Genomic DNA, 20,609 nt, shown 5'->3' with positions numbered 1-20,609 from the left:
TAATTTAAGTAATTACGACTCACACTTGTCTTGCTATATAAAAACAGGAACTTCTAATCATTTTCAGATTAAAAGTTCCTGACTTTTAGTATGATATTTTTATTAACGTCTTCCTGTCATCAAAAACAACGAGTATTTAACCCTTTGATCGTTTATTATTTTTTCACCATAGTAAAAAGTGTTTGATTCTATATCCTTAAATCCACAACTAACTAAAATACTTTTCAAAGCATCTTGATTAAAACCATTATGCCCATCGAATTCCGGGTATTTTTTATGAAAGGTACCATCCTCTTCATCTAAATCTACTATACACAAATAACCATCTTCATTAAGCAATTGGTGAAAACTCTCTATTATATCTTCGGTATCTGTAATATGATGCAATACCATAGAATTATAAATGACGTCAAATTTCATTTCTGATGAATTTTTACTAGATATATCTAAATTATAAGGAAACATGTTCGTTACTTCGTATTTATCAATTTTAGACTTCAGTATATCTATCATTCCTTCTGACGAATCTATAAGAGCAATACTTTTAAATATATCATAAAGATTAAAACTCACAAGACCAGTTCCACAGCCAAATTCCATTGCAGAACGATTTTTATTACTACCAATTGAATCACTAATTGCATTTGCAATAATATTAGCTCTATTAATTCTTATATCAGTATCCCAAGTTTTAGCATAATTATCAAAACCCATTTTTATGTTACCCCCAGTTATTCCTTTAATTTATGACCGCTTGCACCAGCTTTGTAGCTCTTTAAAAACAAATTATAAAATTCATCAATAATTTTTGAATTTTCAATTTCTTTATTTATTTTTAATAATTCCACTACCGCTTCGATTGTACATAAATCCCCTTCAGCAGCGCCTTTTCTTAAATCATAGTGAGATTTAAAATTTGGTTGTAATGAAATCCTAGGTAATTTATTTAGATAATCACTTTTCCTAAGTATTTTACGTGCTTCTTTCCACGTACCATCTATTAAAACAAATGCAGGAATTTTCCCTGTACTTTTATATTTAAGCTTGCCACACTTTGTTTTATCTTCTACTGGAAATACCAAATAAGAATCATATATTTCATTGTTTAAGTTTTCAATTAATTTCTCTGGATTTTTTGTTCTCTTCCAAAGGAAAATCTCAGTAGAATCTAGATTAACAAGCTTTAATAACCTTGCAGTGTTAGAAGGTCTATAAAGCTCTCTTTCAGTTGATAGAATCCAGATTCTTGCACTAGTACTGATTTTAGGTGCACTATCACATATACAAGTTATTTTTGGTAAACCACATTTGTCGCAACTATCATATGAACTTGTTATTTGCTTTATTTTATACTTACAATCCATATTTCCTCCAATTAGTCTATATTAAATGTTTTTATTTTGTCAAAAATAAAAGAACTACAACCATTATCACATGTGTTTTCCTTTTGAAATACAAAACCACATTTTTCAGTATAGAAGTGATGATTTCTCTTTGAATAGCAGGGTGTTTCAACAGTCCATTTTTTTGCATCCACAAAGCTATCTTCTATAACCTCCCACACTTTACTACCTAGATGGCTTTCCCTGTATTTAGGATCAATAAATAACATTTCCAAACTGTATTCATTATTTGGCTTAATACCAACAGTGTAAGCTCCAACTATAGTATTATTATAGATTATTTTCTTGCTTTTGAAATTCTCATGTTCATTTAGTCGTTTAATTAAACTACCGTCATTGTAACCTGTAGGACCATCCTCTTTAAGTTCAGTGTGCATCGATGTATCTTCATTAAATGCAGACGTCATTATCTTTGTTAGTTCCCTGTAATCCTTAGGATATATCTTTAAATATACTGTTTCGTTATCCATTCTGAAACCCCTCCCGATTATAATTCTTTAAAGTTCTTTAAAAAAACATCTTTAGTTTCTACTTTTATTAAAACAATTTCAATTAAATTGCTATAAGTGTTTTATACTCCTCTATTACTTTATCTACATAGTGCTCTGGACCTTCAATAATGGCCTCTGTATCTATAAATCTAATAGATAATTTTAAATTTTTAAACTCTCTAAAAAAAGGGTTTTTAAATGTAAAAACATTCTCATCTATTTCAATAGCCTTCCATTTCATTTCTTTCATTGTCAACTTTATATTTTCTTTTGCCAATAACCTATCAGCTATTATTATTGATTTACTACTATACAAATAATTTTCAAACGTCGCTAAAACCCATATAAATGCAATAACCGTAGTAATAATAAAAGTAAATATATCACTGTTTTGGTACAATTGATGTTTAGTAAGCCTTTTTAATAAAACCACAAATATATTTGTTAACACCAGCGGCACTATAAACGATGATAAAATCTTAATAAAAACATTTAATCGTTCCCAAATGTTCATATATTGTTCGCTCCCCCAATACTTTCTATAGAAACAGCCCTTACGGGTGATCCATCCGCATCTTTATTTTTAAGTGGAAGTATACTTAAAATAAAATTTTCACTACTAATGGAATCTAAATTTGTTAGATTCTCTATAATTAGGATGTCTTTTGGCATTAATATTTTATGAACTGCAAATGTGGTTGAATCCATATCATCAATTGAAATTGCATCAATACCAATGCCCTTTAAATTAAATTGTGATAACCATCTCGCTGAATTTTCACTAAGTGAAGGGAAATTCTCAAAATACTTTTTATCCCCCCAGTATTTACTCCAACCTGTCTTTATTATAATGAACTCAACATTTTTTATTTTTTTCTCATAAGGTTTTAAACTATCAATATCTATTAATTTCGTTTTCATGTTTGAAAAGTCTAAAATAGTAGCATTTCCAATAAAATGTTCTATATCTAAATTATCTAAATAAAGACCACTACTGAGCATATGTGCAGGTGCATCTATATGTGTCCCTGTATGAGAGTACATAGTGATTTTTGCCTCCTGAAAACCATCCTTTGCCAAAGTATTTGCCTTTATAAAAATTGGTTGTTCAGTTCCTGGAAAAACTGGCATATCCGAATAAATTGTGTGCGTTAAATCAGTAATTTTCATTATAAACCTCCATAATTATATTTTTTAAATGCTATTTAAGTAACCGGCAATAAATGCTGCTTGTAGTTCTCTAATCTTCTCTTTGAAATGAACATGGTCGAAATAAATATCTCTACCTAAATTTTTAGTGAAGTCATACATATCTATGCACGGAATATTATAGTTACACATTATTTCTTTTGCAGCAATATCATAAGCATATACATCTTTACTATACCTTAAGACGCCTTCGGTTCTAGCATTATGAATTTCATCTATAACAGGTGTTAATCCAATCCATATAATTTTATTTGCCATAAGATTTGATATTGCAATTATTCTTTTTAAATTCATCTTGTAAACATTTAATTCAACCTGAAGCTTATTTAAATCTCTGTCACGTCGAACATCATGTAATCCGCAATTGATAAGCAATATATCATAATTTTTATTTTGCTTACGTTCTTGTTCTAAATAATTCATAACCATTAAACTATCCCCTGCATTAGCTCCAATTGGATTGTCTAAATCTGTTATTGCTTGTTCTATACCTCGTTTTCTATCATACTCAAATTTATCTTTAATATTATTTTTAAGATATGGCCCATAATGTATTGAAACACTATCACCTATAACAAATATATTTCGCTTACCCATTTGATTTACCTCTTTCTTTTACAATTATTAATTTTAATTTATTAATATTCTATAATGAGTTTAGTCCATTTATCAACATATTCGTCTGTAGCCCATTGATTGAGGATTATACTTTCATTTTCATCTATATCAATACTTAACGATGGTTTATCAATACCAAGTTTAGGATTTGTAAAAATCAATAGTTTATTAGGAGTTAATACTGCTAACATATCATCATTAGGTGATGATACTGCATCTTTAGCTTCAGGTATTTTTTGCTTTATCTCGTTCCATTCAATACATAAACTATCATAGGACGTTATTTTAGTTGGCAGCTTAATGTCAGTGTTAATATATTTTTCTACAGTTCTTCCATTAGAACCATTCCCTTTATGTTGGTATACTCTGAAGAGTGGAACAGATACTTGCCATTTTCCTTCACTTCTAAATAACTGGAGATTTTTACTATCTATAAGTTGATCTACGTTGATGTACCCATCTAAACTAATATTTTTATCATATTTTTGGGAATATCCTTTAAGTTTTAGTTGCTCACTTTTATCTAATAAATTAAAAAGTGTTTCATAATTATCAAGCCCATCTAAATTAGATAAATTACCGATTTCATACATTTTAAAATTATCATAAGAACTATTATAAGTTCCACCACCTGTATCATAATAATTAGTCATAATAGATGCATAGTTATTTCCTACATAATAAAGCTTCTGTGTTTGCAGTTTATAAGTGTCTCCCATAGCCCCTTCCTGAGCGTTAAGATATTTTTTCTTAAATGTGTCAGTTGTAAATAAATTACTCATAGATGTGTTAGCGGGATGTGATATGATATTTGAAAAATTATAATATGAACTATAATTACTAAAAATATCATCTGGTTGATTTTCCGGATGATTAATTGGATCTGACATAATAAATTTGTTATTTCCAATCTTGTAAAAGCTTTCTTTGTACGGTGCAATTATCTCGTTTTTTTTATCTTTATAGGTTATCTTTTTATTATCTTCATAAATCCATAAAGTTCTGTAATCATTTGGTTTTCTTTCCATAGTATTCACATTTATATCTAGTTGATTATCTTTTGATAATCCTAGTAGTAAACCTGAATTAATTTTATGACTTGTATTCTCTTCAACTTTGTCTTTGTTTGTTACTATTTCAGAACTTTTATTGTTATTAGTTGATTTTTCATTTGCAGGTTGTTTACTACTACAACCAACAGATAAAATGCTAAGTAGAGCAAAACAAACTAAAAATTTATGGTTCCCAACTAAATTTTTCACGTATACAACCGCTCCCTTATATTTATTAAGTGTTATTTACTTTCTATTTTTAATTTCATTATATTCATCATAATAGCATAACAATCTTTGATAAGAACAAAAAACTTCTTCCGGAATATCTACATGCGATATAAATCCTTTTCCTTTTGGGCCATATCCATTTTCAACATCATTTAACCTTGGGATTTCACCCATTATTAGATCAATAAATCTATCCTTATCCCATAATCCCTTTATATCTTTGTTTATATATTCATAACCGTTATCAGATGCTTTTATTTGCGGTATAAATGGAGAATAACTTATAAATAATGTGTTTTCCTCTTGCCACTCTTTTAAAAAAGAAGCATGACTTCTTAATTGCATAGTCGGATCCTGAATTAATATTATAGATTTTGGGACTTTATGTTTTTCCTTAAGTACAATTAATGCTTCAGAGGCATTATCACCACAATTAGTAGATTTACTTTCTGTAATAATTTTATCTTGCTGAATATTTTCTCCTGCTACAATAATCTGTTTTAGTATTTCTGCTTCAGATTTATCATTTACTTCAATATTATTATATTTATTGTTTTCTAAGACATTTTGAATTAAATATTTAGTAGAATGCCCTATTCCACCTACTATCATTATATCTTTAGATAAACCATTTTTATAGGCTTTTGATCCAATTTCAGCTACATAGGGAATACTGTTTCCTAAGAGTATTATCATATCAACTTGGGTAATTCCAAATTCTTCAACTAAAGCGTTGCAAGTTAGTCCGCTTATATCTCGTCTAGATAAAAATTTAATTATATTATTTATATCATCTATTATTTCTAATTCAACTAAACTGTTCAAATTTACCCTCCGTTTTTGCAAAAAAAATACGTGCTATTCAAATCTATTATTTTGTATCCATTTTGTTGCAAAATCAACTCCTAATTTCATATCAAATAACTTACACTCTGCATTACCAACTTTACCAATTACTACATTATTAGTTTCTTCAAATGCTTTCCCTAATTTCTCAAAATCTTCATCAGAATTATATTCGAAGTCTTCAAACCACTTCCATATTCTTTTATTATCCTCTATTATAGCTGCACCCATTGTTTCCCTAGGCATCTTATCGTTTAATGCCTCAGCTAGATGAAAACTTGTACAAGAATCGTAGCCAACGCCTAATAAAAGTACTTTGGCATTTAGATTATACATTTTACCTAAAGGAGATTCCATTCCAAACTGAGGAGTTAACTTATGGTTACTTATAATATTATGTGCAAACTTACCCCCTGATGCAAAAGATACTTGCGGATGATTTGATCTATAAACCTCAGGTAAGGTTCTAAATAACTCAGCAATGCATCCCATTCCTCTGGTTTGTGTAAGATTCACATTAAATGCTGGCATATTTTCATATATAAGATTAATCCATTCTTTAGGAATAGGTGGATTTTCCCATTCTGCCGGATCAGAAACTGCTCCGCTATGAGCAGGCATTATCAATGTACCCTTAGTGCTTATAACCCTTTGAAGAGCAATTATGACTGCCTGAGCAGCTCCACAAACCCAACCAATACTTGACATGGAAGAATGCACTAATACAATATCTCCACTCTTAATACCCAGATTTAATAAATCAGTATATATGGTATCCACTGTATTCATATTTTTAGTAAGCCCTATTACCTTTTCTTCACTCAATACTATCATCCCCTTATTGTTCTATATAAATTAATTATGTTGATGTAAATCTATTTGCTAAATTGGAAGCAAATTTTTACCCTCCATATAGTTGTAAAACCGTCGCAAATCTTCAACAGGAAATGGCTTACCATGACCGGGATAAATTATTTTGGCACCACTTGCAATAATTAAATCCCATGAATGTATGAACATCTCAGCATCCTCTATCCATATGGTGTGCCTAGCAACGCTCGGGAAATTATTCATAGCCGCATCACCGCAGAAAAGTCTACCGTCATCTAGTAGAAGTCCGATTGAGTCTGCTGTATGACCCGGCAATAGTAAAACTGTAGCGGGTATGCTCAAGTTTTCTAATGGTTGTGTTTTCGCATCTACAACAATTGCCCTAGAAGAAACATTCACTGGCGGAAATTCTTGCTTTCCGTTTCCTATAATAGACATACAACGGCAAAATAATTGTGCTAATTTTGATGAGCAACCACCGATAAACTGGTTATGACCAAGCATCAATCTATTGATAGCCTCATGGTGTAATATCACTGGTGCCTCTGTTGCTAAAATTAGTTCACCAAGAAAACCAGCATGATCATCATGTGCATGTGTAAGAAAAATATATGAAATATCAGTCATGGAAACACCACTTTCTGAAAGTCTACGGGAAAACGCAGGAAATCCGCCAGCATATCCAGTATCTATAACCACACATCCAAATTCAGTAATAAGAACATAATTATTAACGGCCCTTCCACCAATATTGATGACTTTTATAGACATTTACACTCCTCCCATTTATCAATAAATCATAATTCTATATCGTTCTTTGTTAATTTAATCAAATCTTTAAATTGACTACCACACCTCATAAGTTCTCCCATTACTTTATCAATACCATTATCACATTTGAACCAGTTATCACTGTTAATCCCTTGTGTTTCAGTGGGGCAGATAATAAATTCAGTATCGGGGTAGCATAAATTATAGTACATTAAGCAACGCCTTGCATGATACGATTTACAGCATATGATAGCTTTTTTAATAGTGAGATTATGTTCATCTGTGACTTTTTTTGAATTAATAGCATTCTGGTATGTGTATTCAGCACTATCTTCCTTCAAGATTACAGTTTCGTCAACCCCGTTCTGAATAAGCACATCTTTTAGAAATTCCCATTCAGTACAATACATTTTATTATATTTAACTGCTTTTGACTGAGGTCCGGGAAAATATCCGAGTTTGACACTATATTTTCCAGATGGGAGAATTAAAGGGGCGTATTTTTTATGCCAAAGAATAGATGCATTTTCTGCAATTTCAGCATAAGCCCCTCCCGGAATAAAAATAATGTCCGCTTGTTCTGGCTGATTTTCAACAAAAATAAAGTTTGTTATATCATCTATAAGTTTATTCATTCCATTCACTTTTAAGCATGGAATAGTTAAGTTGGTCAAATTTATCGTCATAAATCCAATAATGCTCTCTTAACCTACCATCCAATTTAAAATTAAACTTCTCTAAAAGCTTTATAGAGGGAGTATTACTTGAAGAAGTTGTTGCGTATATCTTATTTAAATTTAATTTAGCATCTGCAAGTGATTTTTCTATGAAATGCGTTAACATTATAATTCCTAGTCCATGTTTTCTATTGCAACTTGGCATATAATATCCAAATTCAGCACTATGATTTCTTGAGTTATAATCGAATAATGTTATTTTTCCTAACGGTTTATCGTAAATTTTTTTTTCAACTAATACAAAGATTTTCACTTTTTCTTCAGAGATAATCTTTAATGTTTTGTAAGAATACTCCTCAAATGATTGTGCCATTTTTAGAGGGCGACAAGTATATTTGTCAAAGTGTTTTTCTTCAATGTTCCAATTATATAGTGGTTTAAGATGCTGTTCTGATAATGATACTAATTCATAACCACCATTGAAAGTTAAAGTTCTATTCTTCATAAATTCCTCCTGCAAATTTTATGCCCTGCTTATAAACTCTTGTATGTCTCTTTTGACAAGGCTTAAACTATTTCTCCAAAACTCTATTGAGTGAACATCTATATCCATTATCTTAGCAACATCAACAATATTATTTTTACTTGTAGCACTTAAAAATTTATTATATTGAGATACAAAAGCCTCTCCTTTTTTTATATACTCTGCATAAAGCCCCTTAGAAAATAAAACTCCAAATGAATAAGGAAAATTCAAAAATTCTTCACCAGCAAAATAATATCCAACTTTATTCATCCACATATATGGATGAATGGTTTTAGGATCAACACTATCTCCATAAGCTCCTATCATACAACTTACCATTAATTCATTTAGCTCTTCAACAGATAATTGACCTAATTTCCTTTTTTCATACAATTTCATTTCAAAATTATACCTACCATAGAAATCAACAATGAAAAATCCAACATCTGAAATGCTTTTTTCTAAGACTGATAAGCCAGCGAAATTAGCCATGATTCTGCTTTCTTTAATTGGGAAAATGTCAACACATAGTCCATAACTGCCCTTACCCTCTCTTGGCTCAGCATCAATCCATCTTTTATCAAAGGCCTTCTTTGCAAAATCAGCAAGTTCTTCACTGAAAGTTTTAAAGCTGGATACAATTAAATCTCTGGTATCTAAATAGGATATTTTTGTATTAACATCAACCACTGGAGCAAAAACATCATAAAATGGAAGGGATGCTTTATGCCCTAGAATTTGTGCCTTTTTGCGATAATATTTATGGAACATAGGAAGAGAGTAAAGACATTATCTCATCTGTATCCATATCATTTTGTATTTCTAATAAAATATCAATGGTAGGTTTTGCATACAAATTAGATACAGAGGTACTTCCAAAATGATTAATTCTTATTATATTTTTCAAATCTATTCGTTGCTCAATGTTCGTTTTTTCAGACAAATATAACGCATGCCATATTGGATTGTGCTCACTTATAATAATGGGAAAAAGCTTTCCTAATTCTTCACTAGTCATTTGCTCTAATTGTTTTTCCAAATTCTCACCACCTAACGTAAATAATGATTTCTTTAATTGAAAACAAGATTAATAGCATTTCGACGATTTGAACCATGTTGGAATAAAGGCTTCAAAATTTTTATAATATTCCATCATAATTGTTCTTCTTTCGTAAGAGTCGGTAATACTTTTTCAGCAGCATCTCCATGAACCCATGAGAGTAGTGAAAAAACTTTGGTGCTATTTCCACAGACACCAAAGTTTAATGGCATACTCATATTTATATTTAATTCTGAAATCTTTCTTAAATTCTCGTATTCCCTACTTTTCTTTTTCTTTTAATTGGATGTACTTATCTTGCGCTATGCTCCATCTAGATGGTCCAGAAAACATACAAAATATAATTAACATTACATAAATAAAAAGAAGAACAAACCATGTTAGTCTATATTCTTTAGAATAATCTGCCCAAAATAAGTATATTGGAAATATTAAAACTATAATATCACTATAATTATACATTAATACACCTATTTTGCCTCTTTCTTTTCTTTTTTCCCATGTTTTAATGAAAGTCTTATCATCTGTGTAAAATATCCTTGATATTTTACTTACCTTTATCTTATTTTTAGTAATGAGGTCTTTGAAAATTAAGTTGAAAACTGAATATACAACTAAAATTATTAAAAGAATAACCAATATATCTTTCATAATGACAATCCACCCTTTAAGATAGAATAATATTTGCAGTCTACTAAAATACCCTTATTATTCTTAAGAATTTTTACTAAAGTTCCCTCATATTCTAGACCACACTTTTTCATAACACGTCCTGACGCAGTATTTCCCACCTATATCCATAAATATATTTACCTTTCATAATTATTTTATTTCAGTTCCACCCCATTCAACAACTGTAAAGCCTTTTCTTACGAATTGTTTTAAATCTTGCTCTTCCAACTCTATAGATTTGTTTAAAGGCTTGAAAACCATCATTATTCTTAATATAGAGTCTGGCTTTGGGGTTACCTTAAGCTGTGCTACACTTTCATAATCCTCTCCTGCAAATGTTATAAGATTGTACTCGTTATCTTTCATAATAGGAAGCCAATATACTATAAATTCATTATATTCTTTTGGTGTTAATCCCAAATACTCAAGTTTTTCTTGAAGAAATTTTTCAGTTTCATTTCCTTTTACTACAAAACCCTTTGACATATCCCACTTATTATCGGAAGTTCCTTCCCAGTACAGATATGAATATTCTCTGTTGTCAGCAAGATTAGTTAATGTGCCATCTGGCTTAGCTTTTACATTCCAGCCATCTTTATATTCTGGGTAGGTGCAAGTAAGATTACCTTTATATTTTAGTTTAACGCTAACAGTTTGCTCTGAAGTTGGATACAGGTAGATTACTGGTTTCTTAGCCTTAGGTGGTTGACATGCTGTTAATAATATTAAAATAAATGACGAAAGTAGAATAAGGCTCTTTGATTTTGATGTTTTCATAGTTAATCCCCCCAAACATTCATTTAAGTTTACTTTATTCTGCATTTTCTATTTTTTTTCTTTTAGTTTGATATATTTATCTTGAACTATACGCCATCTAGATGGCGTAGTAAACAAACTAAATATAATTAACATTACATAGATAAAAAGAAGAACAAACCATATTATTCTATATTCTTTAGAATAATTTGTCCAAAATAAGTATGTTGGAAATATCAAAACTAAAATATCACTATAGTTACACATTAACACATTAAAAGAATAACTAATATTTTTTTCATAATGACAACCCGCCTTTTAAGATAGAATAATATTTGCAATCAACTAAGTATTGATTATTTCACGACTGATTTCAACACTGTCGTGATTGGGCCAAGTAAAAAACTTAGTAACTTCTGAATCTGCTGCCTTAATTTTATTCAAGTGAAATACTTTTAGAATTATTTTACTTATACAATATAATTATACAATAAAATTATACGAATTACTTGTTTTTGCAAATAAACTTATATAGTCTTGTAAGTTCCATATTAAAATTACCTGATATTGAAAACATTATACATGAATTAATTGTTCTGACTGGCATTATAAGATAGCTAATGAAGATTATTTATGTTTTTTGTAGCTGACATAAATTTGCCTGCAATCATTTTGCGAATAAATGCAATATATACTTTACATTAAGAAATGTATATAGTATACTATGCAATGTAAGGAGGTAATATATGAAAAATAAACGAATGAAAATTGCTCGTATTGAATGTGACATGAAACAAGAGGATTTAGCAAAAGCTGTGGCTGTTACACGCCAAACAATTGGACTGATTGAATCAGGTAATTATAACCCTTCATTAAACCTTTGTATTTCAATATGCGAAATACTTGGCAAAACATTAAATGAATTATTTTGGGAGGAAAAACATGAAAAATAACTTAATACAAGATGAGCGAGCTGTGGCTCAAAAACGTAAAATTGGTAGTGAAACTTGCTATCTGTTGCTTGACGGACTGATTATATCCTTACTTATTAAGGAATATGTTTTCAACGTACCTTTTTCACAATATGTTACTGAGCTTTTATGCTTATTGGGAGCTTTTATATATATTGTAATTAGGAACATTATAGCAGGGAATGATCTGTATAAAACAAAAAACAACGTTAAAAACCCAGTTGTAGCAATTAGTCTTCTAGGTGGTTTAGCAACGTGTTTAATTTCGGGAATTTCAAATTATGTACAATATGGAGATAAATATACAGACGGTAGGTTTTTTCTTATAACTTTGGCAATTCTATTTGTTAGTGGAACAGTTATATCATTCTTGATATTCTCGCCTATATATACATTAAATCAAAAAAGGCAGAAAAAAATTGCAGAAGAATTAGATAAAGAAGAAAGTGATGTAAAATAGCACTCAAATCATTATGGAGATTTAATCCGTAGTCATAATATACGCACTTTTCATATAAATCGGTACAACTGCTAAAACCAAATAACCATTCAAAAAACACAGGTATGATCCCCTGTGCTTTTGAATTAAATATTTAAATCTTATTTAAATACTTTTACATTTAAACAAACTTAGATTACGCCTGAATCCAAAATGCAAAAAGTCTCCTTACTACAATCAATTTCTGCTAGGCAACCATAAGGTATAGTTATCATAGGTGCAGTGTGCCCAAAATTCATATTATAAAGAATATGTAAATTGACTAATTTAAGTTCGTCCCTTACTACAGTTAATATGACTTTCTTATATTCTTCATAATACAAATTATCATAGGGTTTTCCAAATATTATTCCATTAGCCCTTTGTAAAATGCCTTGAGAACCATAATTACGCAACCAATACTTAACATAATTTGGATCCGGTTTTTCTTCTGATGTCTCAAAAAATATGATAGCATTATCCCATAAATCCTTAGATGGCCATAGGTCTGTTCCTTTAATCAGTTCTAGTACTTCAATGCAACCACCAATTAAGTGCCCCTTTACGATTCCAGTACCTTGTAAAAGTTCATAGCCATTATTAACTTGTGTATTTGTTCTATTAATTTATTCTTCTCTTTCCAGGGTAAATATTCACTTGTCCAAATTAGGGATGAATCGATATTTCCAATCATGGAATTATCAAATAATACTTTTTTTATCCAATGTTTTGTATAATCAAACATTTTAACATTCTCAGCAAATTCTGCTAATAATGAAGGCCCATAAAAACTCGAAATACCTGCTTTTAAGCACATCATATGAGTAATAGTTGAATCTGAGTATCCTATAAAAATCTTAGGATTATTCCTTATAATATCGAAATTAATAAATGGAAGCATCTTTACACTTTCATCCCCACCAATACATGAGAATACTGCTTTTATTGATTTATCTTTAAATGACACGGTTTTATTAAATCCATGTAAATTCCTCCCTCATATATCTAGTGTACTTGCTTACACACTGATTAATTCTTTTCAATTGTATAAAGTTCTGCCCATGCTGGAAAAAAGCCAGCATTAACAGCAATATTCTGTGAATGTATATGTGATTCTACAGTGCCGTAAAATGGTACTTTCCCCCACTTTAAAAGTTCGTCCTTTAATAGTGAAGTCAAATTTGTTCCTATTCCTTTACCTCGATATTCGGGCAAAACATCAATGCCAATTTGCCATATGGTTCTCCCGTCTGAACTGGCTCCTGCCATACCCATTATGGATTCACCATCCAATGCTGCTACTGCAAGCATATCAGGATGGTTATCATTAAAGACAAACGCTTCATTAAATCTTTCGTCATCTTCAAATTGCAAAATTTCTTCATACTCGTACCACTTTATAGTAGTTATAGGCTTTTTAGCCGGCATATTTGGATTGGCAAATAGTAGTGATGGATATCCGCAATCTCATGTCCAAATTCTTGTAGCTTTTTATCTATCCAACGAAGGTGTGGATATTCAAAAAACCATGCACTATCGCTATTGACCAGTTTTTCCTCACACCAAGACATCATTTCAGGTGATGTGTTTATAATTGTCCTTCCACCAAAACAAAGGACTTTAAGAAAGCAACCATCACTATCATATATTCGTCTGCCTGTGATAAGCTTGTTTTCAACTACTGTGTTTTCACTCTTTACAAAATCAGATATATGACAATTATAATCCAGTGCCAATTGAGTCTTAGCAATTTCTAAAATATCATGTTTTGTTTTCATAAAACTTACACTTCCTTTTACAAATTAAAAAATAGTTCCGTCTTTTCGCCTGCTTTTTTAAATCTACATTTTCTATACATGTCTTTTGCAGTGTCACCGCTATCAGTAATAAGATAAACAAATTTAACAGAATTATCTTTTGCTTCTTCTAATAGATGTTTCAATAAATAAGTACCAAATCCTTTTCTTTGATAATTTTTTAATATATCAAAATCTTCTATTTTAGCAATATCATCATTCAACATTAATTCACAATTTCCAATAGCTATATCATTGTAATTACAAACATATAAGTCTAAATTTGAATGTAGTTGCTTATATATCTCTGATTTCCTATATATTCTTTTCCTTGCAAATTCAGTCCCCATAGCTGATTCATTAGCTAAAATATCGACTTCTATTCCTTCTTTCAATACTTTTTCTGATATAGCTTTCTTTATTATGCACTCTTCGTTTCCAGTTAAATATACACTCATTTTTGGATCAATATACATGTAATCATATTTAGTTACTTCAGGAACTTGAGGCAAATTATTAATTAAATCATCCTCAACAGAAAAATTAAACTCAATTCTTAGAAATTTAGCATTTTCATCCTTTCTTTTTTCTAACTCTTTAAAAATTATCTTTCTGAAATTATCTTTACAAACACTATTTTTGATATATGTAAAATTGTGCATATGCATGTCCTGTAAATTGTTATCGTAGAACCTGATAATATCATTATCTTCATTGTTTTCAGTGAATTTCTTTGTGTATACTATTTCAGTTTCTGCGAATTTACTAAACATAATTACCATCTCCTATCATACTAATTTAATTATTAGCTGTTTCTATTTTCACAAAATAGTCATCATATACCATAAATTTCTTATTAATTGGTCGATATCCTTTTTTTACTAACGAGCTAATTCTTTCACTAGCACCTGGAATAGATTTTGTGATAATAGCTTTGACATCAAATTCCTTATAAAAATTTTTATAAACAATTTCTAGGATATCATCAATAATTGGCTGTTTTTCGAAGTTGCTCTGCAAATCAATCCGTAATATACCATAGTGATTAAATTCATCTTCTGCAATTCGATGGAACATTTCAATAGTACCAACTTTTTCGTCTGTGTCGTTTAAAATGACTGTCCATCTTACAAAATACTTATTTTCATAAGAGAATTTCCAGAAGTCGGTTGCTTCTTTCATTCTTTCTATTGTTGTATAGTGAAAATCATCTCCATTGCAATTATCAGAATTAAAAAATGGTACTGCCTTTTCATCAGAATAGCACTTTAATAATTTTTTTGCATCTTCAATGTTTGTTTGTCTTAGAGTGATAAGTTTATTTTTGTATACTGGACATTTGTTATAAATATCTTTAATCATTATGATCTCCCTTGTTATTAGACTTCAATTTTATTGTATATATTGAGTTTTATATTTTTCTCTTTGTTTTACCTTTTTTTATTAATTCAAGTCTAGCTGAATCTTTTATAACATTAATTCCATTGGTGTATATAACATTCCATGAAAATCTTATTGCCCATTCAAACCTTTAAACCCAATCGCATGATAAAAATGTACAGCATACGGAAAAGCATTTAATAATATTTAACACAGTTTATTTCAAAAAATACTCAATGGCTTCATAGCTTACAACAGATCTTAACAATTGAATACGTTTAATTTCATCTTCATCAAACCCAGCGACACCATTTTGCAGCAAAAAAGTATTATAACCCCTTTCAATAGAACCATTGTATGTAAATAGAACACAATGCTCTACTGCAAATCCACTTATAACAATACAGTCTACACCTTCCCTTTTTAAAATGGTATCCAGCTCTGTTTCCCAAAAGGCATTGCTATAGGTTTTATGTACAAAAAAATCATTGTCTGATACTACTAATTCTTCCACACACTTAAATCCATCAGTCTCTGGCCCCCCTGCTTCAAGATCCTGTATGATTACGATAGGATAGTTTTTCTTGCGGAAATATTGGCTGATTTCATTAATATATTCTACCGCTTTTTCAAACGATGCCGTGCTAGATGTAGCTTCTTTACAATCCTTTTGCATATCTATTACTAAAAGTGCTACTTTTGACATAATGTACGCCCCCTATCACTATTATCTGACATTTCTTATTAATCCTACTATTCTCATCTATATACTTATTATCCATTTTATTCACCAATATTTTAACATCACCATATTATACCAAACAGATTTAAATACACACAATGGAAAGAATGTTTATAATCATTTTTTCGTATACCCACTATTTAACGCAATAATAATAATAATAATAATAATAATAATAGGTACTCTTCCGACACCCTGCAAATATGTATGTCCACATCTTCTATAATTACAAATTATACTTATTCACTTTATTGTCTCTTCTTATTTTTGTCTGCTATAGCTTCCATTGATGCTCCAATAACAAGCCCTAAAGCAACACCAATAGAGATATTATCCATTGTTACTCCAATACCAGCACCAAAAACAATACCAAGAGCAACGTAAGTTCCATTTCCAGACAGCTTGCTTTTAAATGCTTTTTTATTTTCATCTTTGCCATTTCTATAGTTATTCTTTTCTAAATCATTCATAGTAATGACCTCCTCACATTTTGCATAAAAACACCAATCTGAATTATCTTTTTATATTTCAATAGCTAAAAAGCACTAACTGTATAGGATGCATCAGATAAACTTAAAATATCACATAACGTTTCGTGTACAAGACACCGAGAACCTCAGAACGACCGCTCTTTAACTATTTTTATGCCCAGACCTAGACTTTTTCCAAATGATTCAGTGGAACCCATCCTTTTGTAAGTGGATAATCTTTTTTAGCTCCCCATATCCAACCATTTAATGTCTTATCCATAATAAAAATTTCATCGACTTGTATATCAAATTCTCTTGCATCATAATCTTCTAATAAAAAGCCAATATTATCATTTATATTAATTATTTGCTTCGGAACCCAACCTTCATTATTCTCGTTTTTACAAAAAATCCAACCAGCCCAAGCTCCGGCTTCATTGGATTCTTCTGCACATATAACTTTGTCCCCTTCATACACAATTATTGGATTATCTGACTCAGTTTTTCTGCTTTTAATCACTCGATATTTGCACATAACTATATCTCCTCATCTTCTGAATTCATTTCATTTATTTCGGAATATCTCAATTTCTAAAACATTCATGTAGGAATGTTATTTAATATCTACACGCTTTAAATCTCATTCATAGCCAATGAGATTTATAACCATTGGGCTTTAATAAAGCTATTTATTAATCACAACTAACAATATGCTCAACATTATTCTTCATACTAAGTAATTTATCCGCAAAAAAGCTTGGATATGCAACATATTCTTTTAACTTATTAATTGGTAACCAGTGCATATATTCACGTACACCTTGAGTATAGCTATTACTATTCAACTCTTTGGTACCTCTTGATTTCATCAGAAAATAAAACGTGATTTCATGACACTTCAAACCATCGAATGTCCCTGAACCTTCAAAGAAATTCTCATGAATAAATGCTAATCTATTAATTTCATATGAAATTCCCGTTTCTTCAAATACTTCTCGCTTAACTGCATCTTCTGCCTTTTCCCCTAAATGTACTCCACCACCTATAGAATAATAGTATGAATCCAATTCATTTTTTGCAAAAAGTACAGATCCATCTTCTATAATTATTGCCGCAGCCCTATATCGGAACCATCTATCTCCATTTTCAAATCCACAATCCATAATTTACACTCCTTAATCCACATTATTTCTTAATTAATTTGACAACCACAACCTCTGGTCTATTAAAAATCCTCTGTGGAATAATACTATTACCAAGTCCTCTACCCACAATCATTATTGAACTTTCTAGCTTATGCTTTCCAGAAGTGTACTTAGGCAATATCCCCTGATTAGGCGCGATAACCCCGCCGATAAAAGGTAATCTTACTTGTCCACCATGAGCATGACCAGAAAATATCAAATCTAAGTTAAAATTAGCATAGGTTGGTAGCAACTCTGGGCGGTGGGAAAGTAATATGGTAAAATTCTCTTTCTCATTACCTTCTAATGCCTTTTGTATTTCATTTGATACAAATTCTCCGTCATCGTTATTTTGTTGCGAACTATTTGCTGCTGGGTCATCTACCCCTATAACATCAATTACTTCTCCATTCTTCTCAACACTATCTCTTGTATTCCTTAGAATTTTTACTCCACATTCCTGTAACTTCTTTTCTAAAGAACTAAATCTCCCAGACCAAAATTCATGATTCCCCGTTACATAGTATACTGGTGCTATCTTTACAATTTGCTCCATAAGTTTCAATCCCGGTTGTTCTTTATAATGCTCGCTATCGACTAAATCTCCAGTAAAAAATATAATATCAGGGTTTGCTTTCTTTACTCTAGACACTAATGCATGCTGGTTGTCACCAAACATCTTACTATGTAAATCCGATAGCTGAACAATCTTTAAACCATCAAAACTTTGTGGCAAACGATCTAGTTCTAATTCTATACTGGTAACCCCTATAAAATTATTCTGAGAATATAGAAATAATACAATAATAATTAAAACTGAGAAGCATATAAATATTTTTTTCTTTTTCATTAAAAAACCCCTTCCAATATGAACTTATTATTATTAATAATGATGGCTAACGTTTCTAATTCCCAATTATTTTTATTCTATCTTAACAAAACATTACTTAATAGCCCTAACTACAGCAGCTTTAATTATATGTTCATTGCCCTGTATATCTGTAAAATGATAACTTTTATCTTTAATATTAATGCTTTTATATCTACTAAACATTAAATATAGCTCTTCTTTTGAGGTATAAAAATGTGGTATTTCTTCCTCACCAGGTCTTCCCCCCACAAAAGTGTTTTGATCTATTTCTTTACCTATGCCATAAGTACTATCCTCTATAGTAACAAAGTCTGTAACAACAGTCCCATCATTTTGAAGAACCCTAAATATCTCATCGATTCCTTTCTGTACTTCTCTTTTAGTTCCATTCCCTTGCACCTATATACATAAAACTCCATCGAAACTATTGTCATCGTATGTCATGTTAAACATATCTTCGATTCCGTAATTTATATCTATAAAACCAAGATCATCAGTTTGCTTTTTTGAAAGTTCGATACTTGTCTTAGATATATCACATGCTGATACTTTAAATCCCCTGCTAGCAAGGTATACCGCATTTCTTCCTGTTCCACAACCCAAATCTAATACATGCTTACACTTAGCCTGTTCAAAATAATTTACGGCTTCGACTACAGTATCTAATAAATCGACTTGAACTTTGCCTTGATCTAAATATATCTTCTCCCAACTTCCATTTTTCATAAAATCGCATCCCCTTATGCTGGATTATTTTATTAAAGTATAGTTAACATCATAATTCCGTACAAATTCTTATTGATAAATCAACTAAGTTCTCTCTTATATCTTCTCTACTGTTCCATTTTCTTTCGTCCCATTCTTCACCACTTAAATCATCTCCGCCATATAATATTTGGCCTAATTCAACATTTCTAAACTTAGCAACCGCAAAGAAGGCAGCAGCTTCCATTTCAACTGTTATACATCCTTCCGATATTCTTAATGCTACCTTTTCTTTTGTTTCTCTATAAAATGCGTCCGTAGTCCAAGTCTTAGCCTTAAGATATTTTATGCCGTCTTTCTTAAATTCTCTTTCAATTACTTCTACAATAGCTTGGTTACATTCAATCTCTCTTGAAGGTTCAATATAATGATAAGATACCCCTTCATCCCTTACTGCAGATGTTGGTATAATTAAATGGCCAACCGCAATATCCTTTTGTAAAACACCTGCACCTCCACAAACAATAAATTTTCTGCATCCGAAAGCTATTAACTCTTCAAGTAATGCAGCTGATCCCGCTGATCCAAGAAAACCCAATACAAGTGCTACCCTTTTCCCGTTATACATTGTTTCATAAACTGGAATGTCCAGAGTTTCAGAATGAATATTAACAACATGTTTTAACTGCCCATTATTATTCTTCATTTCAATAATATCTCTAAAAAACGATATCACACAGCATTTTGGAATATCTATGGGTTTTATTAAATTTGACGGCTCAATATATGCACTCCTACAAGAATCAAACTCAAGTATAGGAAATTGTTTTTTCTCAAACATTATTATCACTCCATTCATTAAATTTAAA

Annotated in this window: 30 protein-coding genes and 1 pseudogene; 2 read left to right on the top strand and 29 right to left on the bottom strand. The window is 30.5% G+C overall.

Annotated elements, in window-relative coordinates:
* Positions 1-102: 102 nt before the first annotated feature.
* From ACREWB_RS12740 to ACREWB_RS12665, 16 genes are all read right to left on the bottom strand, one after another.
* Positions 103-714 carry a class I SAM-dependent DNA methyltransferase gene (locus ACREWB_RS12740; RefSeq protein WP_431547821.1) on the bottom strand — a complete coding sequence of 204 codons (612 nt, stop codon included), beginning with the start codon at positions 712-714 and terminating at the stop codon, positions 103-105.
* 17 nt (positions 715-731) lie between these two features.
* Positions 732-1,364, bottom strand: coding sequence for a tRNA-uridine aminocarboxypropyltransferase (locus ACREWB_RS12735; RefSeq protein ID WP_431547820.1), 633 nt, complete (start codon positions 1,362-1,364; stop codon positions 732-734).
* Positions 1,365-1,375: 11 nt separating this feature from the next.
* Positions 1,376-1,873 carry a GNAT family N-acetyltransferase gene (locus ACREWB_RS12730; RefSeq protein WP_431547819.1) on the bottom strand — a complete coding sequence of 166 codons (498 nt, stop codon included), beginning with the start codon at positions 1,871-1,873 and terminating at the stop codon, positions 1,376-1,378.
* 82 nt (positions 1,874-1,955) lie between these two features.
* Entirely contained in the window at positions 1,956-2,408 is a 453-nt protein-coding gene (locus tag ACREWB_RS12725; protein ID WP_431547818.1) for a hypothetical protein, read from the bottom strand.
* Positions 2,405-3,064: a cyclase family protein gene (locus ACREWB_RS12720; RefSeq protein ID WP_431547817.1), complete on the bottom strand. Its 660-nt coding sequence runs from the start codon at positions 3,062-3,064 to the stop codon at positions 2,405-2,407. The genes ACREWB_RS12725 and ACREWB_RS12720 overlap by 4 nt, the downstream gene beginning before the upstream one ends.
* Before the next feature lie 24 nt (positions 3,065-3,088).
* Positions 3,089-3,700: an SGNH/GDSL hydrolase family protein gene (locus tag ACREWB_RS12715; RefSeq protein ID WP_431547816.1), complete on the bottom strand. Its 612-nt coding sequence runs from the start codon at positions 3,698-3,700 to the stop codon at positions 3,089-3,091.
* A 41-nt stretch (positions 3,701-3,741) separates the two neighbouring features.
* Positions 3,742-4,983: a hypothetical protein gene (locus tag ACREWB_RS12710; protein WP_431547815.1), complete on the bottom strand. Its 1,242-nt coding sequence runs from the start codon at positions 4,981-4,983 to the stop codon at positions 3,742-3,744.
* A gap of 36 nt (positions 4,984-5,019) precedes the next feature.
* A complete protein-coding gene (locus ACREWB_RS12705; protein ID WP_431547814.1) occupies positions 5,020-5,829 on the bottom strand; it encodes a YdcF family protein in 810 nt (269 codons plus the stop codon).
* 33 nt (positions 5,830-5,862) lie between these two features.
* On the bottom strand, positions 5,863-6,675 hold the full coding sequence (locus ACREWB_RS12700; RefSeq protein WP_431547813.1) for an AAC(3) family N-acetyltransferase: 813 nt from the start codon (positions 6,673-6,675) through the stop codon (positions 5,863-5,865).
* 57 nt (positions 6,676-6,732) lie between these two features.
* Positions 6,733-7,452 carry an MBL fold metallo-hydrolase gene (locus ACREWB_RS12695; protein ID WP_431547812.1) on the bottom strand — a complete coding sequence of 240 codons (720 nt, stop codon included), beginning with the start codon at positions 7,450-7,452 and terminating at the stop codon, positions 6,733-6,735.
* A gap of 26 nt (positions 7,453-7,478) precedes the next feature.
* On the bottom strand, positions 7,479-8,138 hold the full coding sequence (locus ACREWB_RS12690) for a YdcF family protein (RefSeq protein WP_431547811.1): 660 nt from the start codon (positions 8,136-8,138) through the stop codon (positions 7,479-7,481).
* Complete coding sequence (locus ACREWB_RS12685; RefSeq protein ID WP_431547810.1) at positions 8,080-8,634, bottom strand: GNAT family N-acetyltransferase; 555 nt, start codon at positions 8,632-8,634, stop codon at positions 8,080-8,082. Before ACREWB_RS12685 ends, ACREWB_RS12690 begins: the two co-directional genes overlap by 59 nt.
* An 18-nt stretch (positions 8,635-8,652) precedes the next feature.
* The gene (locus tag ACREWB_RS12680; RefSeq protein ID WP_431547809.1) at positions 8,653-9,426 is read right to left on the bottom strand and encodes a gluzincin family metallopeptidase; all 774 of its coding nucleotides are present in this window, start codon (positions 9,424-9,426) and stop codon (positions 8,653-8,655) included.
* Positions 9,416-9,694, bottom strand: a complete 279-nt coding sequence (locus ACREWB_RS12675) for a GrpB family protein (RefSeq protein ID WP_431547808.1) — start codon at positions 9,692-9,694, stop codon at positions 9,416-9,418. Before ACREWB_RS12675 ends, ACREWB_RS12680 begins: the two co-directional genes overlap by 11 nt.
* A gap of 282 nt (positions 9,695-9,976) precedes the next feature.
* Complete coding sequence (locus ACREWB_RS12670; RefSeq protein ID WP_431547807.1) at positions 9,977-10,366, bottom strand: hypothetical protein; 390 nt, start codon at positions 10,364-10,366, stop codon at positions 9,977-9,979.
* A 171-nt stretch (positions 10,367-10,537) separates the two neighbouring features.
* Positions 10,538-11,164 (bottom strand): hypothetical protein, encoded by a 627-nt coding sequence (locus ACREWB_RS12665; RefSeq protein WP_431547806.1) that lies wholly within the window; start codon positions 11,162-11,164, stop codon positions 10,538-10,540.
* Between the two features lie 725 nt (positions 11,165-11,889).
* Here ACREWB_RS12665 and ACREWB_RS12660 point away from each other — a divergent pair.
* Complete coding sequence (locus ACREWB_RS12660) at positions 11,890-12,096, top strand: helix-turn-helix transcriptional regulator (RefSeq protein ID WP_431547805.1); 207 nt, start codon at positions 11,890-11,892, stop codon at positions 12,094-12,096.
* Positions 12,086-12,574 carry a DUF6773 family protein gene (locus tag ACREWB_RS12655; protein WP_431547804.1) on the top strand — a complete coding sequence of 163 codons (489 nt, stop codon included), beginning with the start codon at positions 12,086-12,088 and terminating at the stop codon, positions 12,572-12,574. The genes ACREWB_RS12660 and ACREWB_RS12655 overlap by 11 nt, the downstream gene beginning before the upstream one ends.
* 170 nt (positions 12,575-12,744) lie before the next feature.
* Here ACREWB_RS12655 and ACREWB_RS12650 read toward each other — a convergent pair.
* The 13 genes and pseudogenes from ACREWB_RS12650 to ACREWB_RS12590 all read right to left on the bottom strand — a co-directional run.
* Positions 12,745-13,556: pseudogene (locus tag ACREWB_RS12650) on the bottom strand (S66 family peptidase); the annotation flags it as partial.
* A 65-nt stretch (positions 13,557-13,621) separates the two neighbouring features.
* Complete coding sequence (locus tag ACREWB_RS12645; RefSeq protein ID WP_431547803.1) at positions 13,622-14,020, bottom strand: GNAT family N-acetyltransferase; 399 nt, start codon at positions 14,018-14,020, stop codon at positions 13,622-13,624.
* The gene (locus tag ACREWB_RS12640; protein ID WP_431547802.1) at positions 13,999-14,370 is read right to left on the bottom strand and encodes a hypothetical protein; all 372 of its coding nucleotides are present in this window, start codon (positions 14,368-14,370) and stop codon (positions 13,999-14,001) included. Before ACREWB_RS12640 ends, ACREWB_RS12645 begins: the two co-directional genes overlap by 22 nt.
* Before the next feature lie 17 nt (positions 14,371-14,387).
* Entirely contained in the window at positions 14,388-15,161 is a 774-nt protein-coding gene (locus ACREWB_RS12635; protein ID WP_431547801.1) for a GNAT family N-acetyltransferase, read from the bottom strand.
* Positions 15,162-15,186: 25 nt separating this feature from the next.
* Positions 15,187-15,750: a GNAT family N-acetyltransferase gene (locus ACREWB_RS12630; RefSeq protein WP_431547800.1), complete on the bottom strand. Its 564-nt coding sequence runs from the start codon at positions 15,748-15,750 to the stop codon at positions 15,187-15,189.
* A 235-nt stretch (positions 15,751-15,985) separates the two neighbouring features.
* Positions 15,986-16,474: a cysteine hydrolase family protein gene (locus tag ACREWB_RS12625; protein WP_431547799.1), complete on the bottom strand. Its 489-nt coding sequence runs from the start codon at positions 16,472-16,474 to the stop codon at positions 15,986-15,988.
* A 284-nt stretch (positions 16,475-16,758) separates the two neighbouring features.
* Complete coding sequence (locus ACREWB_RS12620) at positions 16,759-16,980, bottom strand: glycine zipper domain-containing protein (protein ID WP_431547798.1); 222 nt, start codon at positions 16,978-16,980, stop codon at positions 16,759-16,761.
* A gap of 184 nt (positions 16,981-17,164) precedes the next feature.
* Positions 17,165-17,515, bottom strand: a complete 351-nt coding sequence (locus ACREWB_RS12615) for an SH3 domain-containing protein (RefSeq protein WP_431547797.1) — start codon at positions 17,513-17,515, stop codon at positions 17,165-17,167.
* A 157-nt stretch (positions 17,516-17,672) separates the two neighbouring features.
* Positions 17,673-18,143 (bottom strand): NUDIX hydrolase, encoded by a 471-nt coding sequence (locus ACREWB_RS12610; RefSeq protein ID WP_431547796.1) that lies wholly within the window; start codon positions 18,141-18,143, stop codon positions 17,673-17,675.
* A gap of 22 nt (positions 18,144-18,165) precedes the next feature.
* Complete coding sequence (locus ACREWB_RS12605) at positions 18,166-19,014, bottom strand: metallophosphoesterase (RefSeq protein WP_431547795.1); 849 nt, start codon at positions 19,012-19,014, stop codon at positions 18,166-18,168.
* Between the two features lie 93 nt (positions 19,015-19,107).
* A complete protein-coding gene (locus ACREWB_RS12600) occupies positions 19,108-19,434 on the bottom strand; it encodes a hypothetical protein (RefSeq protein ID WP_431547794.1) in 327 nt (108 codons plus the stop codon).
* Positions 19,435-19,761: a class I SAM-dependent methyltransferase gene (locus ACREWB_RS12595; protein WP_431547793.1), complete on the bottom strand. Its 327-nt coding sequence runs from the start codon at positions 19,759-19,761 to the stop codon at positions 19,435-19,437. It abuts the gene before it with no gap.
* 49 nt (positions 19,762-19,810) lie between these two features.
* Positions 19,811-20,581, bottom strand: coding sequence for a nucleoside phosphorylase (locus tag ACREWB_RS12590; protein WP_431547792.1), 771 nt, complete (start codon positions 20,579-20,581; stop codon positions 19,811-19,813).
* Positions 20,582-20,609 lie beyond the last annotated feature (28 nt).

Source organism: Clostridium sp. (assembly GCF_050717635.1).
In the GTDB taxonomy this organism is placed as follows: Bacteria; Bacillota; Clostridia; order Clostridiales; family Clostridiaceae; genus Clostridium_AD.
This window is presented reverse-complemented; position numbering and strand designations above follow the sequence as displayed.

Excerpts from the sequence above, each read along its gene's own strand:
- ACREWB_RS12665 (WP_431547806.1), bottom strand. The coding sequence starts at position 11,164 with ATGAAAACATCAAAATCAAAGAGCCTTATTCTACTTTCGTCATTTATT.
- ACREWB_RS12730 (WP_431547819.1), bottom strand. The coding sequence starts at position 1,873 with ATGGATAACGAAACAGTATATTTAAAGATATATCCTAAGGATTACAGG.
- ACREWB_RS12595 (WP_431547793.1), bottom strand. The coding sequence starts at position 19,761 with ATGAAAAATGGAAGTTGGGAGAAGATATATTTAGATCAAGGCAAAGTT.
- ACREWB_RS12725 (WP_431547818.1), bottom strand. The coding sequence starts at position 2,408 with ATGAACATTTGGGAACGATTAAATGTTTTTATTAAGATTTTATCATCG.
- ACREWB_RS12590 (WP_431547792.1), bottom strand. The coding sequence starts at position 20,581 with ATGTTTGAGAAAAAACAATTTCCTATACTTGAGTTTGATTCTTGTAGG.
- ACREWB_RS12640 (WP_431547802.1), bottom strand. The coding sequence starts at position 14,370 with ATGAAAACAAAACATGATATTTTAGAAATTGCTAAGACTCAATTGGCA.
- ACREWB_RS12645 (WP_431547803.1), bottom strand. The coding sequence starts at position 14,020 with ATGCCGGCTAAAAAGCCTATAACTACTATAAAGTGGTACGAGTATGAA.
- ACREWB_RS12605 (WP_431547795.1), bottom strand. The coding sequence starts at position 19,014 with ATGAAAAAGAAAAAAATATTTATATGCTTCTCAGTTTTAATTATTATT.
- ACREWB_RS12625 (WP_431547799.1), bottom strand. The coding sequence starts at position 16,474 with ATGTCAAAAGTAGCACTTTTAGTAATAGATATGCAAAAGGATTGTAAA.
- ACREWB_RS12655 (WP_431547804.1), top strand. The coding sequence starts at position 12,086 with ATGAAAAATAACTTAATACAAGATGAGCGAGCTGTGGCTCAAAAACGT.
- ACREWB_RS12715 (WP_431547816.1), bottom strand. The coding sequence starts at position 3,700 with ATGGGTAAGCGAAATATATTTGTTATAGGTGATAGTGTTTCAATACAT.
- ACREWB_RS12695 (WP_431547812.1), bottom strand. The coding sequence starts at position 7,452 with ATGTCTATAAAAGTCATCAATATTGGTGGAAGGGCCGTTAATAATTAT.
- ACREWB_RS12620 (WP_431547798.1), bottom strand. The coding sequence starts at position 16,980 with ATGAATGATTTAGAAAAGAATAACTATAGAAATGGCAAAGATGAAAAT.
- ACREWB_RS12740 (WP_431547821.1), bottom strand. The coding sequence starts at position 714 with ATGGGTTTTGATAATTATGCTAAAACTTGGGATACTGATATAAGAATT.
- ACREWB_RS12680 (WP_431547809.1), bottom strand. The coding sequence starts at position 9,426 with ATGTTCCATAAATATTATCGCAAAAAGGCACAAATTCTAGGGCATAAA.
- ACREWB_RS12685 (WP_431547810.1), bottom strand. The coding sequence starts at position 8,634 with ATGAAGAATAGAACTTTAACTTTCAATGGTGGTTATGAATTAGTATCA.
- ACREWB_RS12660 (WP_431547805.1), top strand. The coding sequence starts at position 11,890 with ATGAAAAATAAACGAATGAAAATTGCTCGTATTGAATGTGACATGAAA.
- ACREWB_RS12735 (WP_431547820.1), bottom strand. The coding sequence starts at position 1,364 with ATGGATTGTAAGTATAAAATAAAGCAAATAACAAGTTCATATGATAGT.
- ACREWB_RS12670 (WP_431547807.1), bottom strand. The coding sequence starts at position 10,366 with ATGAAAGATATATTGGTTATTCTTTTAATAATTTTAGTTGTATATTCA.
- ACREWB_RS12635 (WP_431547801.1), bottom strand. The coding sequence starts at position 15,161 with ATGTTTAGTAAATTCGCAGAAACTGAAATAGTATACACAAAGAAATTC.
- ACREWB_RS12630 (WP_431547800.1), bottom strand. The coding sequence starts at position 15,750 with ATGATTAAAGATATTTATAACAAATGTCCAGTATACAAAAATAAACTT.
- ACREWB_RS12720 (WP_431547817.1), bottom strand. The coding sequence starts at position 3,064 with ATGAAAATTACTGATTTAACGCACACAATTTATTCGGATATGCCAGTT.
- ACREWB_RS12610 (WP_431547796.1), bottom strand. The coding sequence starts at position 18,143 with ATGGATTGTGGATTTGAAAATGGAGATAGATGGTTCCGATATAGGGCT.
- ACREWB_RS12690 (WP_431547811.1), bottom strand. The coding sequence starts at position 8,138 with ATGACGATAAATTTGACCAACTTAACTATTCCATGCTTAAAAGTGAAT.
- ACREWB_RS12615 (WP_431547797.1), bottom strand. The coding sequence starts at position 17,515 with ATGTGCAAATATCGAGTGATTAAAAGCAGAAAAACTGAGTCAGATAAT.